The sequence below is a fragment of the Rhizobium esperanzae genome (assembly GCF_002204185.1).
GTDB classification, from domain to species: Bacteria; Pseudomonadota; Alphaproteobacteria; order Rhizobiales; family Rhizobiaceae; genus Rhizobium; species Rhizobium esperanzae.
Window position 1 is genome coordinate 64,619 of sequence record NZ_MXPU01000016.1, and the last position, 20,118, is coordinate 84,736.

The 20,118-nt window shown below is 63.9% G+C and carries 21 protein-coding genes; 10 read left to right on the forward strand and 11 right to left on the reverse strand.

The genetic code is table 11. The features are described from left to right. Positions 1-2: 2 nt before the first annotated feature. Complete coding sequence (locus B5E41_RS22280) at positions 3-1,298, reverse strand: M16 family metallopeptidase (protein WP_088396078.1); 1,296 nt, start codon at positions 1,296-1,298, stop codon at positions 3-5. Positions 1,299-1,301: 3 nt separating this feature from the next. Next, on the reverse strand, positions 1,302-2,726 hold the full coding sequence (thrC, locus tag B5E41_RS22285) for a threonine synthase (protein WP_088396079.1): 1,425 nt from the start codon (positions 2,724-2,726) through the stop codon (positions 1,302-1,304). Between the two features lie 262 nt (positions 2,727-2,988). Here thrC and B5E41_RS22290 point away from each other — a divergent pair, with 262 nt between their 5' ends. Beyond that, entirely contained in the window at positions 2,989-3,636 is a 648-nt protein-coding gene (locus tag B5E41_RS22290; protein ID WP_176439464.1) for a hypothetical protein, read from the forward strand. 687 nt (positions 3,637-4,323) lie between these two features. Here B5E41_RS22290 and B5E41_RS22300 read toward each other — a convergent pair. Together B5E41_RS22300 and B5E41_RS22305 are read right to left on the reverse strand one after the other, a co-directional pair. Beyond that, positions 4,324-5,013, reverse strand: a complete 690-nt coding sequence (locus B5E41_RS22300; protein ID WP_088396082.1) for an HAD family hydrolase — start codon at positions 5,011-5,013, stop codon at positions 4,324-4,326. Positions 5,014-5,170: 157 nt separating this feature from the next. Beyond that, positions 5,171-6,556 (reverse strand): MFS transporter, encoded by a 1,386-nt coding sequence (locus tag B5E41_RS22305; RefSeq protein WP_176439460.1) that lies wholly within the window; start codon positions 6,554-6,556, stop codon positions 5,171-5,173. 117 nt (positions 6,557-6,673) lie between these two features. On the opposite strand from B5E41_RS22305, the gene B5E41_RS22310 reads away from it, so the two are divergent. Next, positions 6,674-7,573 (forward strand): LysR family transcriptional regulator, encoded by a 900-nt coding sequence (locus B5E41_RS22310; RefSeq protein WP_088396083.1) that lies wholly within the window; start codon positions 6,674-6,676, stop codon positions 7,571-7,573. Positions 7,574-7,693: 120 nt separating this feature from the next. On the opposite strand, the gene B5E41_RS22315 is transcribed toward B5E41_RS22310, so the two are convergent. The 4 genes from B5E41_RS22315 to B5E41_RS22330 all read right to left on the reverse strand — a co-directional run bounded on the left by B5E41_RS22315 (position 7,694) and on the right by B5E41_RS22330 (position 9,930). Continuing rightward, on the reverse strand, positions 7,694-8,137 hold the full coding sequence (locus B5E41_RS22315; protein WP_020920598.1) for a hypothetical protein: 444 nt from the start codon (positions 8,135-8,137) through the stop codon (positions 7,694-7,696). A gap of 9 nt (positions 8,138-8,146) precedes the next feature. After that, positions 8,147-8,491: a hypothetical protein gene (locus B5E41_RS22320; RefSeq protein ID WP_011424337.1), complete on the reverse strand. Its 345-nt coding sequence runs from the start codon at positions 8,489-8,491 to the stop codon at positions 8,147-8,149. Between the two features lie 51 nt (positions 8,492-8,542). After that, a complete protein-coding gene (locus B5E41_RS22325; protein WP_064686239.1) occupies positions 8,543-9,013 on the reverse strand; it encodes a hypothetical protein in 471 nt (156 codons plus the stop codon). A gap of 230 nt (positions 9,014-9,243) precedes the next feature. After that, positions 9,244-9,930, reverse strand: coding sequence for an ArsR/SmtB family transcription factor (locus B5E41_RS22330; RefSeq protein WP_020920601.1), 687 nt, complete (start codon positions 9,928-9,930; stop codon positions 9,244-9,246). Positions 9,931-9,999: 69 nt separating this feature from the next. Between B5E41_RS22330 and B5E41_RS22335 the strand changes: the two genes are divergently transcribed. The 3 genes from B5E41_RS22335 (at position 10,000) to B5E41_RS22345 (ending at position 11,924) form a co-directional block, all read left to right on the forward strand. Then, on the forward strand, positions 10,000-10,329 hold the full coding sequence (locus B5E41_RS22335; RefSeq protein ID WP_088396084.1) for an NIPSNAP family protein: 330 nt from the start codon (positions 10,000-10,002) through the stop codon (positions 10,327-10,329). Further along, positions 10,326-10,676 (forward strand): antibiotic biosynthesis monooxygenase family protein, encoded by a 351-nt coding sequence (locus B5E41_RS22340; RefSeq protein ID WP_088396085.1) that lies wholly within the window; start codon positions 10,326-10,328, stop codon positions 10,674-10,676. The genes B5E41_RS22335 and B5E41_RS22340 overlap by 4 nt, the downstream gene beginning before the upstream one ends. 105 nt (positions 10,677-10,781) lie before the next feature. After that, positions 10,782-11,924: a site-specific DNA-methyltransferase gene (locus tag B5E41_RS22345; protein ID WP_088396086.1), complete on the forward strand. Its 1,143-nt coding sequence runs from the start codon at positions 10,782-10,784 to the stop codon at positions 11,922-11,924. Positions 11,925-12,022: 98 nt separating this feature from the next. Here B5E41_RS22345 and B5E41_RS22350 read toward each other — a convergent pair whose 3' ends face one another. The 3 genes from B5E41_RS22350 to mutY are packed head-to-tail and all read right to left on the reverse strand — an operon-like array spanning position 12,023 to position 14,113. Continuing rightward, a complete protein-coding gene (locus B5E41_RS22350; RefSeq protein WP_088396087.1) occupies positions 12,023-12,388 on the reverse strand; it encodes a nuclear transport factor 2 family protein in 366 nt (121 codons plus the stop codon). Positions 12,389-12,392: 4 nt separating this feature from the next. Next, complete coding sequence (locus B5E41_RS22355; RefSeq protein ID WP_088396147.1) at positions 12,393-13,007, reverse strand: HAD family hydrolase; 615 nt, start codon at positions 13,005-13,007, stop codon at positions 12,393-12,395. A gap of 2 nt (positions 13,008-13,009) precedes the next feature. Beyond that, positions 13,010-14,113 (reverse strand): A/G-specific adenine glycosylase, encoded by a 1,104-nt coding sequence (mutY, locus tag B5E41_RS22360; protein ID WP_088396088.1) that lies wholly within the window; start codon positions 14,111-14,113, stop codon positions 13,010-13,012. Between the two features lie 96 nt (positions 14,114-14,209). On the opposite strand from mutY, the gene B5E41_RS22365 reads away from it, so the two are divergent. The 5 genes from B5E41_RS22365 (at position 14,210) to B5E41_RS22385 (ending at position 20,044) form a co-directional block, all read left to right on the forward strand. Further along, on the forward strand, positions 14,210-14,701 hold the full coding sequence (locus B5E41_RS22365; RefSeq protein ID WP_088396148.1) for a DUF721 domain-containing protein: 492 nt from the start codon (positions 14,210-14,212) through the stop codon (positions 14,699-14,701). A 76-nt stretch (positions 14,702-14,777) separates the two neighbouring features. Continuing rightward, on the forward strand, positions 14,778-15,053 hold the full coding sequence (locus B5E41_RS22370) for a type II toxin-antitoxin system ParD family antitoxin (RefSeq protein ID WP_064800958.1): 276 nt from the start codon (positions 14,778-14,780) through the stop codon (positions 15,051-15,053). Continuing rightward, complete coding sequence (locus B5E41_RS22375; RefSeq protein ID WP_088396089.1) at positions 15,043-15,345, forward strand: type II toxin-antitoxin system RelE/ParE family toxin; 303 nt, start codon at positions 15,043-15,045, stop codon at positions 15,343-15,345. Before B5E41_RS22370 ends, B5E41_RS22375 begins: the two co-directional genes overlap by 11 nt. A gap of 143 nt (positions 15,346-15,488) precedes the next feature. After that, positions 15,489-16,259, forward strand: a complete 771-nt coding sequence (locus B5E41_RS22380; RefSeq protein WP_176439465.1) for a DsbA family protein — start codon at positions 15,489-15,491, stop codon at positions 16,257-16,259. A 323-nt stretch (positions 16,260-16,582) separates the two neighbouring features. Next, on the forward strand, positions 16,583-20,044 hold the full coding sequence (locus tag B5E41_RS22385) for a chromosome segregation SMC family protein (protein ID WP_088396091.1): 3,462 nt from the start codon (positions 16,583-16,585) through the stop codon (positions 20,042-20,044). The last annotated feature ends 74 nt before the right edge of the window (positions 20,045-20,118 follow it).

The window sequence follows — 20,118 nt, forward strand, 5'->3', positions numbered from 1 at the left end:
GCTCAGCTGGCCTGCATCGTCTTCGGCGCCGGGACCGAAAGCGAGGCGATGATGTCTTCCATCGGCGCGAGCTGTTCCAGCGGCCCGATTGCCGACAGCGTCGGCACCGTGTCGAAGAACAGCCGGCCGGCGAGATCGGTCAGCCGCTCGATGGTGATGCCTTCCAGCCGTTCCATCATCTCCGGATTGGAGATCGGCCGGCCGTAGAGCATCATCTGCCGTGCGATCTGGCCGGCGCGGGCGGCCGGGCTCTCCTGGCCCATCAGCAGCTGGGCGCGGATCTGGGCGCGGGCGCGCTCGATTTCCTTCTGGTGGATCTCATTGGCCGATTTGTGCAGCTCGTCGATGATGACCGGCACCAGCTCCGGTAGGTTTTCGCCGCCGGTCGCGGCATGAATGCCGAAGATGCCGGTATCGGAAAAGCCCCAGTGGAAGGCATAGACGGAATAACAGAGACCGCGGAATTCGCGCACTTCCTGGAACAGCCTGGAAGACATGCCGCCGCCCAGGATATTGGCGAGGATCTGCGAGCAGTAGAAATCGCGGGCGTGGTAGGGCTTGCCCTCGAAGCCGAGCAGGATCTGCGCATCCATCAGGTCGCGCGGTTCGCGCACGCTGCCGCCGACATAACGCGCCGTTTCCATGACCGGCGGGGCGGATGGCGATGTCGGCAGGCTGGCGAAGCGATCCTCGACCATGCGCAGGAATTCTTCATGATCGACGGCGCCGGTCGCTACGACGAACATGCGGTCGGTCGTATAGTTGCGGCCGAGATAGGTGCGGATCTGCTGCGGCGTGAACGAAACGACGGTCTGTGGCGTGCCGAGGATCGCCCGCCCGAGCGTCTGGTCGCGATAGGCGGCCTCCGAGAACTTGTCGAACACCACGTCGTCGGGCGTGTCGTTGGCGGCGTTGATCTCCTGCAGGATCACCTGCTTCTCGCGCTCCAGCTCCTCCTCCTCGAAGGCCGATTCGGTCAGGATGTCGGCGAGGATATCGACGGCGAGCGGCACGTGGTCTTTCAGTACGCGGGCATAATAGGAGGTCGTTTCGGTCGAGGTGGCGGCGTTCACCTCGCCACCGACATCCTCGATTTCCTCGGCGATCTCACGGGCCGAACGGCGAGCCGTGCCCTTGAAGGCCATGTGCTCGAGCAGGTGGGCGATGCCGTGCTCGTCTGCCGTCTCGTTCCGAGATCCCGATTTGATCCAGACACCGAGCGCCACGCTTTCAAGGTGCGGCATGGTTTCTGTGACTACTGTCAGCCCGGATTTGAGCCGGGTGCACTCAACTGTCATTGGCTATCTTTCTGCGCCTGCCGTCGTCTTGCCGCGGGCGTGTTTGCCGATAAAGGTTTGAACGGCTTTCAGCTCCGGTTCGATGATCTGGAAACGCTCCTCCCTTTGCATCAGACCAGCAAGCCACGTCGGAAGCGCCGGGTCAATACCGCAGGCGGATTTTACGGCGGCGGGGAATTTCGCCGGATGTGCGGTCGAAAGCGTCACCATCGGCGTATTCGGTTTCTCTTTCTTGGCGGCGACGAAGACGCCGATCGCCGAATGCGGATCGAGGAGATAGCCGGTTTCGGCATGGGTCTTGCGGATCGTCTCGGCCACTTGCCGCTCGCTGGCGCGCCCGGCGCGGAAGTCGCGCCGGATGGTTTTCAGCGCTTGTCCGCCGATCTCGAATCCGCCTGACTGTTTCAGGCTTTCCATCGCCGCGCGCACCTTCGAGGCGTCGCGCCCATGGGCTTCGAACAGCAGCCGTTCGAAATTCGACGAGATCTGGATGTCCATCGACGGCGAGCTCGTCGCCTTGACCGCCTTCATGTCGTAGCGGCCGGTCTTCAGCGTCCGTGTCAGAATGTCGTTTTCGTTGGTGGCGATCACCAGCCGGTCGATCGGCAGGCCCATGCGCTTGGCGCAGTAGCCGGCGAAGATATCGCCGAAATTGCCGGTCGGCACCGTGAAGGATACCTTCCGGTCCGGCCCGCCGAGCGCCACCGCCGTGGTGAAATAATAGACGATCTGGGCCATGATGCGCGCCCAGTTGATCGAATTGACGCCCGACAGGCTGACCTTGTCGCGGAACGCCGCGTCGTTGAACATCGCCTTGACGAGGTTCTGGCAGTCGTCGAAATTGCCCTCGACGGCGAGCGCATGCACATTGGCGGCCGTCGACGTCGTCATCTGCCGCTGCTGCACCGGCGAAACCTTGCCGTGCGGGAAAAGAATGAAGATATCGGTGCGCTCACGGCCGGCAAACGCGTCGATCGCCGCGCCGCCGGTATCGCCCGAGGTGGCGCCGACGATCGTCGCGCGCTCGCCGCGTTTTTCCAGCGCATAGTCCATCAACCGTGCCAGCAGCTGCATCGCAACGTCCTTGAAGGCGAGCGTGGTGCCGTGGAACAGCTCCATGACGAAGCTGTTCGGCCCGGTCTGAACGAGCGGCGCGATCGCCGGATGACGGAAGGTGCCGTAGGCCTCGTCGATCATCGCCCGGAAGGTCGCCGCGGGGATCTCGCCATTGGTGAAGGGCCACAGGATAGTGAAGGCGATTTCCTGATAGGTCTTGCCCCTCAGCGCGCGGATTTCCTTCTTCGAAAACTGCGGCCACTCGCGGGGAACATAGAGCCCGCCATCGCGCGCCAGTCCCGTCAAAAGGGCGTCGCAAAAGCCGAGGGCAGGGGCCTCGCCGCGGGTCGAGATATAGTCCACGTTGGTCATCCTTGATCTATCGCTGGAAGAAATACGGCCGGGCCGGGCCGTGGGCCGCTCCGCCGGAAACCGGCAGGGGCTGCGCTTGCGGCCATACCATCGCCGTTATCTTGTTGAAGTTGCCCGCATCCGGCGGCGAAAAGTGCATCAAAACGGCGCGTACCCAATCGATTTTTGTTTGCGCCGCTGATATAGACCATCGCAAACCGTCGTGAAAGGCCTCACGGAAAAGACTGAGGCCTCCAAGAAACGCTTGTGCAAAGGGTGGAACATAGTGCTCGGCAAGGTCTCGCGTCTTATCATCTCCGCTTCTTTCGTTGCCCTGCTTGCCGGCTGCAACTCGCTCGGCATCGGCGGCGACAACAAGCCGGAGGCGGCGCCGACCCAGCCGAACGGCAATGCCCAGATCATGCCGCTGGCGCCGGCCAACCCGTCCTCGAACAACCCCTCGATCGGCACGGCCAAGACGGCGCAGGGCACCGTCGCCCCGGTCGTCCAGGGCGCCTGCCCGCAGATCTTCATGCGTGACCAGGACGCGATCTTCCGCACTTACGCCAAGGGCAAGAAGGACGATCCGCAGCAGATCGTCGTCCAGGCCTCCTTCGGCGACTATACCCGCCAGTGCACCTTGAACGACACGAACCTGACGATGACCGTCGTCGCCCAGCTGCGCCTCATCACCGGCCCGGCCGGTGCTCCCGGCCCGGTGACGCTGCCGATCCGCGTCAGCATCCTCGACGGCGAGAACGTGCTCTATTCCGAGGTCACCAAGTTCCCGACCGAAATCCCGCCGGGCTCACCGGGCACGCAGGTCATCTTCCGCAAGGAAGGCATCAAGATGCCGGTCGGCGCCGGCGCGCTGGTGCGCGTCAATATCGGCTTCGACACCCAGCCGGCGAAAAGCAAGAAGAGCAGCTGAGTTATTGCCTGCTCATGGGAGCAGTTCTGCGCGACGCGAGACAAAAGGGAAAGAGCATTTGCTCGATGTGAAGAAGAGGCATTCCTCGTTCCAGAGCTCTCGCCTCTTGCCAATCGTCCTCCTCGAACTCCGTCATCCCAGGGCTTGACCATGGGATCCACGATCCGGCACTCGGCTCCTGCAGTTGCATGCCGTGCCCCTTCACCACGCCTTGCCAGCCGCATGGATCCCAGGGTCAAGCCCTGGGATGACGGAGGAGAGGTGGTGCCGCGATCGATAACTCCGCGGCGCGGAGAGAGATGGTGCCGGATGCATTTGCCCGCCGGCGCATCAGAGGTGGTGCCGGGACCATCGGCTCAGCTACGGCGATGAAGCGATGCCGGATCCGGCGCCCACGCTTCGGCGAAGGCGACGTCTCAAGCTGCTTCGGCGGTGCGTTTGGCAACAACGCCAACCACACACTCCGTCATCCCAGGGCTTGACCCTGGGATCCACGACCCGGCACTCGGCTTCAATGATTTTCCTGCAGCTGCACTCCATCGCTCCTGACGCAGCGCCAGCCGCATGGATCCCAGGGTCAAGCCCTGGGATGACGGAGGAGAGGCGGTGCCGGCAGGCATCCGCCCCGTCGGCGTGGAGGAGAGGTGGTGCCGAGACGCGTCGGGCTCAGCAGTCGCGCAATAGGCCCTAAAGTACGCCTTCCCAAGCCGCCAGCGCGGCAACCACGCCTGGCAGGTCGTTCATGCGCGAGATCACCGTTTCGGCGCCGGCATCGGTCAGTTTGTCGGCATGGGCGGGGTAGCTGTGCGAGGCGCCGGTGAAGCCGATGACGCGCATGCCGGCGGCGCGCGCCGCGTGCACGCCGTGCACCGAATCCTCGACGACGACCGTCTTCTCGGGAGAGACGCCCATGCGGGTTGCGCCGTGCAGGAAGATATCAGGCTTCGGCTTGACGCGGTCGGCGCCGAGATCCTTGGCCGAGAAGATGTTGGGTGCGAATAGCGGCTTCAGGCCCACTTTGCCGAGCATCATGTCGAGCCGCTTGGCGCTCGAATTCGAGCAGATGCAGCGCTTCATCGGCAGCCTGGAGACGGCGAATTCGACGCCTGGGATCGCCTTGACGTCGTTCGCCAGCCTGATGTCGAGTAGCTTCTCGGACTTTTCGAGCAGCGAGGCCGAAAGCGGGATGCTGGCCTCGCGCTCGACCTGCAGCAGGATATTGTGCCAGGTCATGCCGGCGAAACGCTCGCCCATTTCCTCGACGCTGATCGGATATCCGGCGTCCGTCAACAGCGCGGATTCGACCTCCGCGGCGATGATTTCGGAATCGACGAGAACGCCGTCGCAGTCGAAGATGATGAGGTCGAAGCCTTCCATATGTTCACGCCTTGCTGGAAATCTGGTCTTGTCCGGGGATGCTGCGGCTTTACACGATGACCGGGCAAAGCTCAACCTGATCGCAAGCATGGCTGCGATGCGGCAGGCGACCGGCTCCGTGAAACCACTGTCGCCGGACGCCCAAGAAGCGCGCAGTTCAGGCCGCTACAGCCTGCCCCATTTCGTAACGAGCCCGGCTCAGACTGACCATGCCGGCGATCGCCGTGCAGCCGGCTGCAATGGCGACCGCGACGTTCAGCGCTGCCGACAATGGCAGCGTCGCGAAAATGATCGACATCGAAATCCCGCCCAGGGTTTGGCCGAGAAGCCGCGCAGTCCCTTGCATGGCGCCTGCCGCACCGCTTCTGGCTTTTGGTGCCGAAAGCAGCAGAATTCGGTTGTTGGGAGTCTGGAACAGTCCGAAACCGAGGCCGGCGATCACTGTACCGACGAGAAATCCGATACCTCTCGGGTCAGGCGGCGTGAGGCCGGCCACCAGAAGGCCAAGCGCCATGAGCGCCCCGCCGATCGCACAAAGCCATGATGTTTTGACCCGGTTTGCCAGACGTCCCGAGATGGGCGCGATGAATGCGGTCGCGGCAGGCCAGGGCATCATGTAGAGACCAGCCAGAACCGCCGTCATGTGCAGCCTGTGTTGAAGGTAGAAGGGCAGGGCGATGTAGCTCAGCATCTGTCCGCAGAAGCAGGATACCGAGGCGATCACCGCCATGCGGAATGCCGGCGCCGCCAGCAGATCCGTGGGAAACAGAGGCACGTCACTGTTTCGTTCCAGACGCAGCAGGCCGCAGAGGCAGGCGAGTGAGGCGGCGATGAGCGCGGCACCGCTGACCGGCGCGGTGGCTATCCGGTCGGCTCCTGAGAAGAACAGGATGAACATCAGCGTATTGGCCAGCAACGCCTTTGCCTTCAGCTCCCGCTTTACGCCCTCCACGTGGCCGAGCAGCCCGCCGCCGAGGAGAACGATGACGCCGAGCGGTAGATTGACCGCAAACAGCCAGGGCCAGGTCGCGACGGAAAGAATGGCGCCGGCAATGCCTGGGCCCGCGGCGGAGGAAATCGCGATGACCATGGCATTGATGCCGATGATCGGACCCAGCATGCGTTGCGGCAAGGCCTGGCGCAGGTTCATCATCGCCAGCGCCATGATCGCACCTGCGCCAAGGCCCTGGGCGAAACGCGCAAGGATCAGCAAGGGCAGGTCGCCCGCCAAGGCGCAGGCTGCGGAAGCCGCGGTGAACAGCGCAACGCCGATCAGGAAGACCCGCCGGGCGCCGTAGATCTCGCCGAGCGCCCCACATGGAAGAATGGCGACGAGCACGGCCAACTGGTAGGCCGAGACGACCCATACGGTGTTATCCGCTTCCGCCTGCAGCGAGAGCGCAATCGACGGCAAGGCGACATTGGCGATCGCTCCGTCCAGTACGACGAGAACAACCGCCAGAAGCAGGAGGGCGACCGCCAGATAGCGTCGGGGCGATGCCAGACCTTCTTGAGAAACGGGTGCGGTGTAGGTGAGAGACATGGGAAATCCTCGGTGTGCCTGGGATAGAGACTAGTTAGCCCCGGCCGGGACATTGCGCCAGACGCAACGGAAGCAATGCTCAGTTGCGTGTGGCGCCACGTCTGATAGGATTGCGCCATGTCCGATCTCGATCTGAACCTTCTCGTCGCGCTGGATGCTTTGCTGGCCGAACAAAGCGTATCGGCTGCCGCCCGCCGAGTTGGCCTCAGCACATCCGCCATGAGCCGGACATTGTCACGCTTGAGGACTGCGCTCGGTGATCCGATCCTGGTGCCGGCCGGCCGCGGCATGGTTGCGACACCCCATGCCCTGACGATTGCCGAAGACGTGCATCTGTTGAAAGACGCTGTGAAAGCGGTGTTGAGCCCGCCATCGACCCCCGACATTCGGGAGGTGAAGCGCCACTTCACGATCCGCGCCAATGAAGCCTTCGTGCTTCTCTATGCCGCGGATCTGAGCGCCGCAGTGACGAACGCCGCGCCGGGAATAAGGCTTCGCTTCGCGCCGAGATCCGACAAGGACGTGCAGGCATTGCGGGAGGCGGCAATAGATCTGGACATCGGCGTGCTCCCGCGCGACAGCGGGGAGCTCCGTTGCCAGAGCCTCTTCGAGGATCGGTTCGTCGGCGTCGCAAGGGTGGGGCATCCGATCTTCGAGGCAGACCGGATAACGGCCGAGCGGTATGCCGCCTGCGGCCACGTGCTCTTCTCGACGCAGGCGGACTATGCCGGTCCGGTCGACAGGGCGCTCGCCGAACTGGGCTTGCATCGAGATGCCAGACTGATCGTGCCAAGTTTCCCGGCCGTGATCGCAGTTGCAGCCGCATCCGATCTGATCGGTTCGGTTCCGAAGTCTTACTGCAAATCCGCGGCGACGAGAGAGATCAGAACCTTCGAACTGCCGGTCGCCGTGCCGGGTTTCAACATCGTCCAGGCCTGGCACCCGCGCATGGACGCAGATCCCGCTCATCGCTGGCTGAGAGCGCTCATTTTCGAGACGTTCCACTCGATGAACTGAAGACGGGCCGGTCAGGGCCCCAGCTCTTCACGAAGACGCAGATATCCGCAAGCGCTTCGACGCCGGCTCATCGAGGGTCATGGGCTCGCCTCGGTCCGAGTGAAGCGAGCCCATCTAACCTCACTGCTCCGGCAGGATGATTTTCTTGGTGGTGGTACTCTTGACCGGCTTCTCGCCGGGCACATGCGACATGGTGCGGGTCGTGCTTTGCAGCGTGTCGCCATCGGTGCTGGTTTTGGTGCGGGACTTGCTGAACGTTCCCTTGTCGACCGCCTGGGCCTTGGTCTGTGCCTTGAGCTTGTCGCCATTGTCATTGATGTGCGTCTTGCTCTGCGCGTTGCCGTCGACGGTCGCGGCACTGCCTCCCGATCCGATCGAGGATGTCGTGCCGCCGTCGGTCCGGCAGGCGCCGGCGGTTCCGACCGAGCTTGCCGAGGTGTCTCCGGCCGAAGCGCTTCCGGCGGTTCCGACCGTTCCGGCCGCGTTGCATTCCTCCGCAAGACCGACCGAAGTGGAGGCGAGCAGCGCGATCGAGGCCGCTGCAATAAGGTTGATAGGTTTCATTGCCGTCTCCTATTTCGCAGGTTTCGTTACCGAACAGGTTCCATCGGAACGCTTGGTGATGACGGTGCCGTCAGGCCGGGTGATGCTTGCGGTGGAATAGCTGTCGACGCTACCCGATCCGGCCGAGGAGCCGGCAGAGGCGGATGACGAGGACGAGCCGGCCGACCCGCTTCCAGTTGTGGTCGAGGAAGACACCTGCCCATTGCCAGCCGTCACGGTGGTGGACGTATTACCCGCCTGTGACTGAACGATCGTGCAGGTCGTTCCGTCATCGAGCTTGATCTCCTCCGACATGGTTGGGCCGGCGATCACAGCGAGCGAAGCGGCGAGTGCGATTGTGGAAAACCGGGTCATTGGTTTATCTCCCAAGGGTTTGGCCGACGCCGCAAGGGCGCCGGCCCGGGATTATTTGCAGTCCTCGGTGCCGGGGGCATCCTTCTTGACCTGGCCGGGCGCGCAGCCCTTCTTGCCCTGGTTGTCATGCGAGGTGCCTGCCGCACTGCTGCCGGTGCCGACCGTGCTGCCGGTCTTGTCTCCGTCAGCCGACGAAGCCCCGGTGCCGACGCTCGATGCCGCATTCGCATCGCCCGAGCCTGCGGCCGAACCGCCGGTGCCGACCGTGCTGCTGGACGTGCCGCCGCCGGCCGATGAGCCGCCGGTGGCGGTGGTCGAAGACGTGCCGGATTTGCAGGTCGTCGTACCGTCCGGGCAGGTGCCTCCGGCAGAGCTGCCACCAGTCCCGACGGTGCTGCTCGCAGTTCCGCCGCCGGCCGTCGAACCGCCGGTTCCGACCGTGCTTGACGATTGCGCAAAGCCGGACGCCGCCGTGCCGGCCAGAAGGGCCGCCGCCAATGCCAAATGTGTTACCTTCATCATGGTGAAATTCCTCCGTTTGTTGTTGAGCAACTGCCGCATCCGGAGAGGATGGACAGCTCCCTGACAAACTTCGGTTGGATCAGGCTGTTCCTATGCTGGGCATTCAGTCGGAAAGGCCTCGGACCTTGGTCTGAGCCGCAGCAGCAGGAGGGCTGTTCGCGGGAATCATTTAGTCCGATGGCATCGAGCGAGCGCCGGCCGAGCTCGCTCGGCTGCAGCTTCGCAACCATCTACCCCTCGACCGGAAACAGCCTCAGAAACTGTCGGTCGCCTTCCGGCGAAAAGAGGATCGAGCGGCTTTCGGCGGTGCGCCGGGCCCAGCCCTTGTCGAGGAAGCTCGACAGCAGCGCCTTGCCGAGGCTGCCGGCCAGATGCGCTCGTCTTTCGCTCCAGTCGAGGCAGGAGCGGCAGAGCGGGCGGCGCGACGATTTGAGGGCGCCGACATCGATGCCGATGCCTTTGAGGTCGTTTTCGCCCTTTTCCGTCAGTGCCAGGCCGTCGCCGACCGCTGCGATCGAGCCTGACGCAATCAGGCTGTCGAGCATGCGCACGCCGTAATCGCCGGCCAGATGATCATAGCAGATGCGCGCCTTGCGCAGCGCCGGTTCCTTCGGTCCCGGCCGGTGGCGCAGATGCCCGCGCCCGGCGGCAAAGCCCATCATGCTTTCGATCAGCCGGGCGACGGCCTCGTCGGCCAGCGTAAAATAGCGATGGCGCCCCTGCTTGCGCTGGGCAAGCAGCCCGCCGGCCTCGAGCTTGGCAAGATGGGAGCTCGCCGTCTGCAGCGTGATGCCGCCGACGCCGGCAAGCTCGGTTGCGGTCAGCGCCCGGCCGCCGGTCAGCGCCGCCAGCATGTTGGCCCGCGCCGGATCGCCGATGAGCGCGCCGATCTGCGCAATGTCAGGACCTTCCTTCATAGTTCGATCGTAACCGAAACATCGCCGTCAGGCAATGTGCGAAAACGGGCTGGCACAAAGGAGAACCCGATGATCACCTGCTTCATTCGCTACGAGATCGACCCCTTCAAGAAGGAGGCCTTCGCCGAATATGCCCGCAACTGGGGCCAGGCGATCCCTCGGAACGGCGCCGACCTGATTGGTTATTTCGGCCCGCACGAGGGATCTGCGACGACGGCTTACGGCGTCTACAACATCGAAAGCCTCGCCGCTTACGAAACCTATCGCGCCAGGCTGGCCGCCGACCCGCTCGGCCGCGACAATTACGAATTCGCCCGGCGCGAAGCCTTCATCCGCAAGGAGGACCGGATCTTCCTCAAAAACGTCTCAGCCCCTCACGCCAGGCTGGTGCTGCCATGATCGCCGTCATCTTCGAAGTCATGCCCTATATGGGCGAACGCCACAAATATCTCGATCTCGCCGGCGAACTCAGATCAGAGCTAGAAAAGATCGACGGCTTCATCTCGATCGAGCGTTTCGAAAGCCTGACGAACCGCGGCAAGCTGCTGTCGCTCTCCTTCTTCCGCGACGAAGAGGCGGTCAAAAAATGGCGCAACCTCGAAGCCCATCGCGCCGCCCAGCAAGCCGGCCGCGGCGGCATCTTCGCCGATTACCGCCTGCGCATCGCCAGCGTCGTGCGCGACTACGGCATGTTCGAACGCGACGAGGCGCCGGCCGATAGCCGCAGCGTGCATGATGCGGCGTGACTGGGGCAATTAATTCCCGAAATCGGCCACCCCTTCAGGCTTTGGTAACTAAGTTGCGTAACCATAACGGAGAGTTAAGCGTACAGCGTATGAGTGAGTATCAGAATGGCATCAGTTTTTCCGCTTGCCGACCTCAAGGCCTCCGTCAAGTCGGATTCCCGGCCGGACTCCTGGGTTGACACGATCATCAAGGGTGACTGCGTCAGCGCCCTTGAAGCCTTGCCCACCCACTCCGTCGATGTGATCTTTGCCGACCCGCCGTATAATCTCCAGCTCGGCGGGTCGCTGCACCGTCCCGATCAGTCGCTGGTCGATGCCGTCGATGACGAATGGGATCAGTTCGCCTCCTTCGAGGCCTATGACGCCTTCACCCGCGCCTGGCTGCTGGCCTGCCGCCGTGTCTTGAAGCCGACGGGCTCGATCTGGGTGATCGGCTCCTATCACAATATCTTCCGCGTCGGTGCGACGCTCCAGGATCTGAACTTCTGGATCCTCAACGACATCATCTGGCGCAAGACCAATCCGATGCCGAATTTCAAGGGTCGCCGGTTCCAGAACGCCCATGAGACGATGATCTGGGCAAGCCCCAATGCCAAGGCCAAGGGATACACCTTCAATTACGATGCGATGAAGGCCGCCAATGACGACGTGCAGATGCGCTCCGACTGGCTGTTCCCGATCTGCAACGGCAATGAGCGGCTGAAGGGTGAGGACGGCAAGAAGGTGCATCCGACGCAGAAGCCGGAAGCGCTGCTTGCCCGTGTCATCATGGCCTCGACCAAACCAGGCGATATCGTGCTCGATCCCTTCTTCGGCTCCGGCACGACGGGCGCCGTCGCCAAGCGTCTCGGCCGTCACTTCGTCGGCATCGAGCGCGAGCAGGATTATATCGATGCGGCATCGGCCCGCATCGCCGCCGTCGAGCCGCTCGGCAAGGCGGAACTCACCGTCATGACCGGCAAGAAGGCCGAGGTTCGCGTCGCCTTCAACGTGCTCGTCGAAAGCGGCCTGATCAAGCCCGGCCAGGTGCTGACCGACGCCAAGCGTCGCTACAGCGCCATCGTTCGGGCCGACGGTACCGTCGCATCAGGCGGCGAGGCCGGCTCCATTCATCGCCTCGGCGCCAAGGTGCAGGGTCTCGATGCATGCAACGGATGGACCTTCTGGCATTTCGAAGACGGGCAATCCCTGCGCCCGATCGACGATCTGAGGTCCGTCATCCGCAGTGATCTGGCAAAGGTGGAGTGAGCAGCGCCTTCGCGGGATCGAGATACCTTCTTCCGGTTTCCTCCAGTTGCGGAAGAAGGCCAAGGCGCCCGGGGTTCAAACCTCGGGCGTCTTCTATTTTAGAAATCCTTGTAGTCGGTGACGTCGACGCGGACGATGCGGCCGACCGTATTGAAGGTGATCGTCTCCTCGCCCTCGCGGATCAGCGGCTTGCCTGTCTTGCCGTGGGTGGCGCGGAGCGACCAGACGGCCCGGCCCGACAGCGGCGTCAGTGTCTCCACAAGCGAATTTTCCGCCGTCTGATCGGGATAATCGTCGAAATAGCGCCGGAAGGCGGCCATGATCTCGCTCCGTCCGGCAAGGCTGCCGACGCCATTCGAGACATAGGTCGCGTCCTCGGCGAAATAGGCCTCGATTGCGGGAAAATCGAGAGCGTTGATGGCGGCGTGGAAGCGCTCGATTTCCTCTGCCGGGTCGAAAGCCATGGTCTCAGACCTTCAATCCGTAAGCGGCGAGATCGTTGCGCAGCTTCTCGGCGCCCGAAAACAGCACCGCGTTCCAGCCGAACGTCTTGGCGCCTTCGACATTAACAGGCGCGTCGTCGATGAAGATCGTTGCCTTGGGATCGAGGCCAAAGCTGTTCGTATGGCTGTCGTAGATCGCGGCATCCGGCTTGATCAGGCCGACATCGCCGGAAACGGTCACGCCGCGCGGCAGCTTGAGGAAGGGAAAGCGCTCCTGCGCCTCGCGGAAGGTGTCGGAGGCGAAGTTGGTCAGCATCGTCACGTCGCGGCCTTCGGCGATCAGCCCTTCCATGATGGCGACGCTCTCGTCATAGGCGTGCGGCACCATCTCGTGCCAATATTTGCGAAAAGCGCGGATGTGCTCTTCGCGGGCCGGGTGCTCAGCAATCAGCAGCGCCTCGGCCTCTTCCCAGGTGCGGCCGCGGTCCTGCTCGATGTTCCAGTCGTGGGTGCAGATATTGGCGAAGAACCAGTTGCGCTCCGTTTCATCGGGAATGAGGCGTGCGAAGGGAAGGTGCGGATCGTAATGAATAAGGACTTTGCCGATATCGAAAACGATATGTTTTATCTCAGTCGTCATGGTCATGCCTTGGATGTTTTGAATGCGAGAGGAATAGCCGCTGCAATTGCTTTTTTCATGATGGTCGGCAACGCCTGCGCTTCAAGATTTGTAACCGGCTCCCACCATTCGTCATTCACGCCATCGTTCGGCTTCGGCTTTGCGGCGATCGCCACCCGCCAGATCGACAGTCGGAGCTCGAAATGGGTGAAGACATGGATCACGGTGCCGCAGGCCTGCCAGGCCGCCTCGAAGGGCGCGGCCGCAGAAGAGGTCTCGCCGTCGAGCCGCGCCGTCCAGGCCGTCGTCGGTACCTCGGTCATGCCGCCGAGCAGCCCGCTTTCGGCGCGCCGCCTGAGCAGGATCTCGCCATCGCCGCTCACCGCGATAAAGGCCGCGCCATGGCGCACCGGCTTTTCCTTCTTCGCCGCCTTGACCGGAAAGAGCTCGGGGTCGGAATGCTTCAGTGCCTGACAGGCATCGCGGAACGGACAGAGCGAACAGGCCGGCCGCTTGGGCGTGCAGATCGTCGCTCCGAGATCCATCATTGCCTGGGCGAAATCGCCGGGCCGGCCTGACGGCGTCAGCAGTGCCACCTTCGCCTTCATCGCCGGCTTGGCGGCTGGAAGGGGCGCTTCGATCGCATAAAGCCTTGAAATCACCCGCTCGACATTGCCGTCCATCACGGCAGCCTGCCGATTGAAGGCGATGGCAGCGACGGCTGCAGCGGTATAATCGCCGATGCCCGGCAGCGATTTGAGGCCCTCTTCGGTGTCGGGAAAAACGCCGCCATGCTCTTTCGCCACGGCCTCGGCGCATTTCTTCAAATTGCGGGCGCGGGCGTAATAGCCGAGCCCCGCCCAGGCGGCCATGACAGCGTCGTTCTCGGCCGCGGCTAGATCGGTCACTTCGGGCCAGCGCTCAAGAAACTTCTCGAAATAGGGTTTGACCGCCTGAACCGTCGTCTGCTGCAGCATCACTTCGGAAAGCCAGACGCGATAGGGATCGGGTTTGACGCCGCGTGCCGCCATGCCGGGTGAGATGCGCCAGGGCAGGTCGCGGTGATGGCGGTCGTACCAGTCGAGCAGGGGCTTGGCGGAGGGCGTGTCGAGTATCGTGATCGTCATGATTTGCCGGGATCGGGGGAAGTGCCTATACTTGGCGAAGCAATGCCGCGCGATCAAGTCGGTCCCGTCACTTCGCGGCAGCGCCCAAGGTTTTCGATGAGTTATCCACGCAAAGGTGCAAAGCAGATTTCCGAGCTGGCGAACGGGCTGATCGATCCCGTCCTGGCGCGCCGCGCCGGCATCAACACGGCGCTGCTCGGCTCCTGGAGCGAAATCGCCGGCGAGGATTTCGCCGATTGCACCCGGCCAGAGAAAATCGCCTGGGCCCGCGGCGGCGGCGATGACGGCAGCTTCCGCCCCGGCGTGCTGACGATCGCCTGCGAAGGTGCCCGCGCACTTTTCCTCACCCATGCCCAGGGCGAACTGATCCAGCGCATCAACAGCTTCTTCGGCTTCGCCGCCGTCCACCAGATCCGCATCGTCCAGAAGCCGGTCTCCCAGGCCATCCGCCGCTCCCGCACTCCGCCGCCACTGAAGGGCGAAGCCGCCCGCAAGCTCGAAGGCATGATGGAAGGCATCGAGGGCGACAAGCTGCGCCAGGCGATCCAGCGGCTGGGCACCGCGGTGATGGGCAAGCGGGGACGATGAACTGCGCCAAATGTCAAACTTCACTTGAAGTGCTCCACGGGTGTATTACACTGTAATCATCTGACGGAGGCACAGGATGCGCAGCAGCAAACCCATTACGGTCACGCTCGGCAGTCAGCAGAAAAGCTTGGACGCCCGGCTGCAATCGGGTGCCTATAGCTCTGCAAGCGAGGTTATCCGAGCTGCTTTGCGCGCGCTCGACCGGGAAGAAGATGCGATCGACGAAATCATGCGCCAGAAAATTCGCGAGGCTATCGACGATCCGGGTTCGGATATTGATGCCGATACGGTGTTTGAGCGGCTCGAACATCTCCATGCCGAACGCGTGAAGGCTGGGCGCGGTGGCGTTTAAGGTCGCGTTTCGCCCCAGGGCGGAGAAGGATCTGTTTGATATTTATGAATTCATTGCTGCCGATAATTTTCCGGCGGCGATCGAATTCATTCGCCGGCTGAGACAATTCTGTCATCAGTTGGAAGACATGCCGGAAAGGGGATCGCCGCGCGAGGATTTTGCTCCGGGCGTCCGCATTTTGGTATTCGAACGGCGTGTGACCATTGCTTACCGGATCACCAAGCATCGGGTACAAGTGCTGAGGCTGTTCTACGCTGGCCGGAATACGCCTTCGGCCTTCCACCGAAACTGAGAATCACGCATTTCGGGCTCTCGGTCCCATGACGGTCACAATTCTTTGAAGGAAGTTGGTTCGCCGTGGCTTGTGGGCGGCCCTCGGCCGTTATATCGCACAGTCATGCCGTCACTCTCATTACCTATGGGGAACCCATGCAGATGTCCGAAATGCAACTGACGAAACGCCGCCTCCTGGGTGGGATCGCCATCGCCGCAGCTGCCGCAGCGCTTGTCGCCTGCAACGACAGCAAGGACGCTGCCGATGCGTCGTCTTCCGGCAAGACCATGGCGGACGGCACCAATGTCGATACCATTGAGACAGCAGCGACGACGGCGACCGACATGCCGCAGTCCGACGGCGATGTCGATATGGCCGAGGTGCTGAAGCCCGGCGCCCTGCCTGAGATGGCGCTTGGCAAGGCCGATGCCCCGGTCAAGATCGTCGAATATATGTCGATGACCTGCCCGCATTGCGCCCATTTCCACAACACCACCTTCGACGCCATCAAGCAGAAATATGTCGATACCGGCAAGGTGCAGTTCATCATCCGCGAATTCCCCTTCGACCCGCGCGCCGCCGCCGCCTTCATGCTCGCCCGCTGCAGCGCCGCCAATCCCGGGCAGCTGAGCACGCCGGAACAGTATTTCCCGATGGTATCAATGCTGTTCAAGCAGCAGCAGGTCTGGGCCGCCGCCGATGACGGCCGCGCCGCACTGCTGCAGATGTCGAAGCTTGCCGGATTTACTGAGGATAGCTTCACGAAATGCTTGACGAACCAGAAGCTTCTGGATGAAGTGAACGCCACGCGGGAAAGGGGATCGAAGGATTTCGGCGTCAACGCCACGCCGACCTTCCTCATCAATGGCAAGCGCTACTCTGGAGACATGCCGGTTGATACTATGTCGAAGCTTATCGACAGCCTCATCTGAACCGGATCGTTCGACCATAACGGGCGACGGCGAAAGCCGTGCGCCCGTTTTTTGTGGCTGCTTAGTGGCGGGGAACACCCCCCTCTGTCCTGCCGGACCCGGGGTCGAGCCACGGGTCTCGACCCGTCCTTCGGACCCCCACAAGGGGGGAGATCGGCTGGGGGAGACGTCTCATCCATGGTGACCCCTCTCACGACTGCGCCTCGTAAGCGCTCCATTGTTTGGGGAAGGCCTAGCCGCTTGCCGATCTCCCCACCTGTGGGGGAGATGCCCGGCAGGGCAGAGGGGGGTTCCAAGCCCTCTGAGCGCCCCGGAGCTTCTGCATGAAGTTCAACAAGCTGCGCCTGGTCGGCTTCAAATCCTTCGTCGAGCCGACGGAATTCATCATCGAGCGGGGGCTGACCGGCGTCGTCGGGCCGAACGGCTGCGGCAAGTCCAACCTCGTCGAGGCGCTGCGCTGGGTGATGGGCGAGAATTCCTACAAGAACATGCGCGCCTCCGGCATGGACGACGTGATCTTTTCCGGCTCGGGAAACCGCCCGGCCCGCAACACCGCCGAAGTGGCGCTTTATCTCGACAATGGCGAGCGCACCGCGCCTGCCGCCTTCAACGATGCCGACGAGATCCAGGTCACCCGCCGCATCGAGCGTGAGCAGGGCTCGCTCTACCGCATCAACGGCAAGGAAAGCCGCGCCAAGGATGTGCAGCTGCTGTTTGCCGACGCCTCCACCGGCGCCCGCTCGCCCTCGATGGTCGGGCAGGGGCGCATCGGCGAGCTGATCCAGGCAAAGCCACAGGCCCGCCGCCAGCTGCTCGAAGAGGCGGCCGGCATCTCGGGCCTGCATTCGCGCCGCCACGAGGCCGAACTGCGGCTGCGCGCCGCCGAAACCAATCTCGAGCGCCTCGACGACGTCACCTCGCAGCTCGAAAGCCAGATCGAGAGCCTGAAGCGCCAGGCCCGCCAGGCCAACCGCTTCAAGACGCTGTCGGCCGATATCCGCGCCCGCGAGGCGATGCTCCTGCATATCCGCTGGGTGCAGGCCAAGGAGGCCGAGGCCGAGGCCGACAGCGCGCTCAACCAGGCGACCGTCATCGTCGCCGAAAAGGCGCAGGCCCAGATGGAAGCGGCGAAGAACCAGGGCATTGCCAGCCTGAAGCTGCCGGAACTGCGCGAGGGCGAGGCGCGCGCCGCCGCCGCCCTGCAGCGCCTGCAGATCGCCAGGAGCCAGCTGGAGGAGGATGCCGGCCGCATCCTGCGCCGCCGCGACGAGCTGACCCGCCGTCTCGCCCAGCTTGCCGAGGATATCCGCCGCGAGGAGCGGCTGGTGGCCGACAATGCCGTCATCCTCGCCAAGCTCGACGCCGAAGAGGTCGAGATTTCAGAGGTGCTGGCCGATTCCGGCCGGCATGCCGAGGAGAGCCGCGAAGCCTTCGAAGGGGCGGCGGCAAAACTTGCCGACAGCGAACGCGTCTTCGCCCAACTGACGGCCGAGCGCGCGGAAGCCGCCGCCGGCCGCAACCAGCTGGAGCGCGCCATCCGCGATCTCGCCGACCGCCGCATGCGCCTCGAGCGGCAGATGAACGAGGCCAACCAGGAACTTGCGGCTATCGGCGAGAAGATTTCAGGCCTGCCGGATCCCGACGAGAAGCGGGCGATCGTCGAGGCCGGCGAAATCGCACTTGCCGATGCCGAAGCCGCCGTCCAGACGGTCGAACAGGCGCTGGCCGCCGCCCGCCAGGCCGAGGCATTGTCGCGGGCCCCGGTCGATCAGGCCCGCGCCGGCCTGAATGCGCTGGAAACCGAGGCCCGCACCATTTCCCGCATGCTCGCCGCCGGTGCGGCGTCCGGGAAATTTGCGCCGGTTGCCGAAGAACTGAAGGTCGACCGCGGCTTCGAAACGGCGCTGGGGGCAGCACTTGGCGACGATCTGGAATCGCCGCTCGATGCCGAGGCGCCGGCCCATTGGTCAGAGAATGGTGATGGCGCCGGCGATCCCGCGCTTCCCCCAGGCGCCACGCCGCTGCTTGCCTATATCAGCGCCCCGCCGGCGCTGACCCGCCGCCTGCGCCAGATCGGCCTGGTCGCGGAAGCCGACGCGCGGGCGCTGATGGCGGCGCTGAAACCCGGCCAGCGGCTGGTGACGAAGGAGGGCTCCGTCTATCGCTGGGACGGCCATGTCACCGGCGCCGACGCGCCGAGTGCGGCGGCGCTGCGCCTTGCACAGAAAAACCGGCTTGCCGAACTCGAAAGCGAGGCGGAAATCGCCCGCGACGTGCTTGCCGAGGCCGAGGAGCGGCAGACAGCGGCGGCCGAAGCGATCCGCATCGAGGAGCGGCGGTTGGCCGAGGCCCGCGACATGAGCCGCCTGTCGGCGCGCCATCTCGGCGAAGCGCGCGAGGCGCTGGCTGCCGCCGAGCGTGCCTCCGGCGATTTGATCCGCCGCCGCGATGTCGTCAGCGAGGCTGCGAGCCAGCTCGGCGCGCAGCTGGAAGAGATCGGCATCCAGGAGGAAAATGCCCGCATCGAGCTGGAGGACGCGCCCGATCTGACCGAGATCGACGAGCGGCTGCGCTTCCAGCAGGCGGAGGTGGCGACCGATCGCGGCGCGCTCGCCGAGGCCCGCGCCCGTCATGAGAGCCTGGCAAGGGAAAACGAGGCCCGCCAGCGCCGCATCATGGCGATCGGCCAGGAGCGCGAGACCTGGCGCCAGCGGGCGGCAAGCGGCGAGGACCATGTCGCCACACTGCGCGAGCGCGAGGAAGAGGCGCGCGAAGAGGCGGCCGATCTGGAAATGGCGCCGGATGAATTCGACGACAAGCGCCGCGCTCTGCTCAACGAATTGCAGAAGGCCGAGGAGGCGCGGCGTCATGCCGGCGATCTGCTCGCCGAAGCCGAACGTATCCAGCGCGAGGCCGACCACAAGGCGGCGACCGCGCTTTCCGAACTTGCCGAATATCGCGAACGCCGCGGCCGCGCCGAGGAGCGTCTGGTTTCGGCCCGCGAGCGGCGGCACGAAAGCGAAAGCCGCATTCGCGAGGCGCTGAACGTGCCGCCGCATGAGGCGCTGCGGCTCACCGGCCTGCAGCCGATGCAGGCGCTGCCCGACCCGCGTGAGGTCGAGCGCGAGCTGGAGCGGCTGAAGATGGAGCGCGAGCGGCTCGGCGCCGTCAACCTGCGCGCCGACGAGGAGCAGAAGGAGCTGAGCGAAAAGCTCGAAGCCTTGATCAAGGAGCGCGACGACGTCATCGACGCGATTCGCAAGCTGCGCGGCGCCATCCAGAGCTTGAACCGCGAAGGCCGCGAACGGCTGATCGCCGCCTTCGACGTCGTCAATGCCCAGTTCCAGCGGCTCTTCACCCATCTCTTCGGCGGCGGCACCGCCGAACTGCAGCTGATCGAATCCGACGATCCGCTGGAGGCCGGCCTCGAAATCCTGGCGCGGCCGCCCGGCAAGAAGCCGCAGACGATGACGCTGCTCTCGGGCGGCGAGCAGGCGCTGACGGCGATGGCGCTGATCTTCGCCGTCTTCCTTACCAATCCGGCACCCATCTGCGTGCTCGACGAGGTGGACGCGCCGCTCGACGACCACAATGTCGAGCGCTACTGCAACCTGATGGACGAAATGGCGGCCTCCACCGAAACCCGCTTCGTCATCATCACCCACAATCCGATCACCATGGCCCGCATGAATCGCCTCTTCGGCGTCACCATGGCCGAACAGGGCGTCTCTACCCTGGTCTCCGTCGACCTGCAGACGGCCGAACGCCTACGCGAGATCGCGTGAGGTTTTGCAGGGGGCTGTGGATCCGTCCGCCGCTGTTTTGCTGCGGCTGTCACCCCACCCTCCGTCCTCCTCGG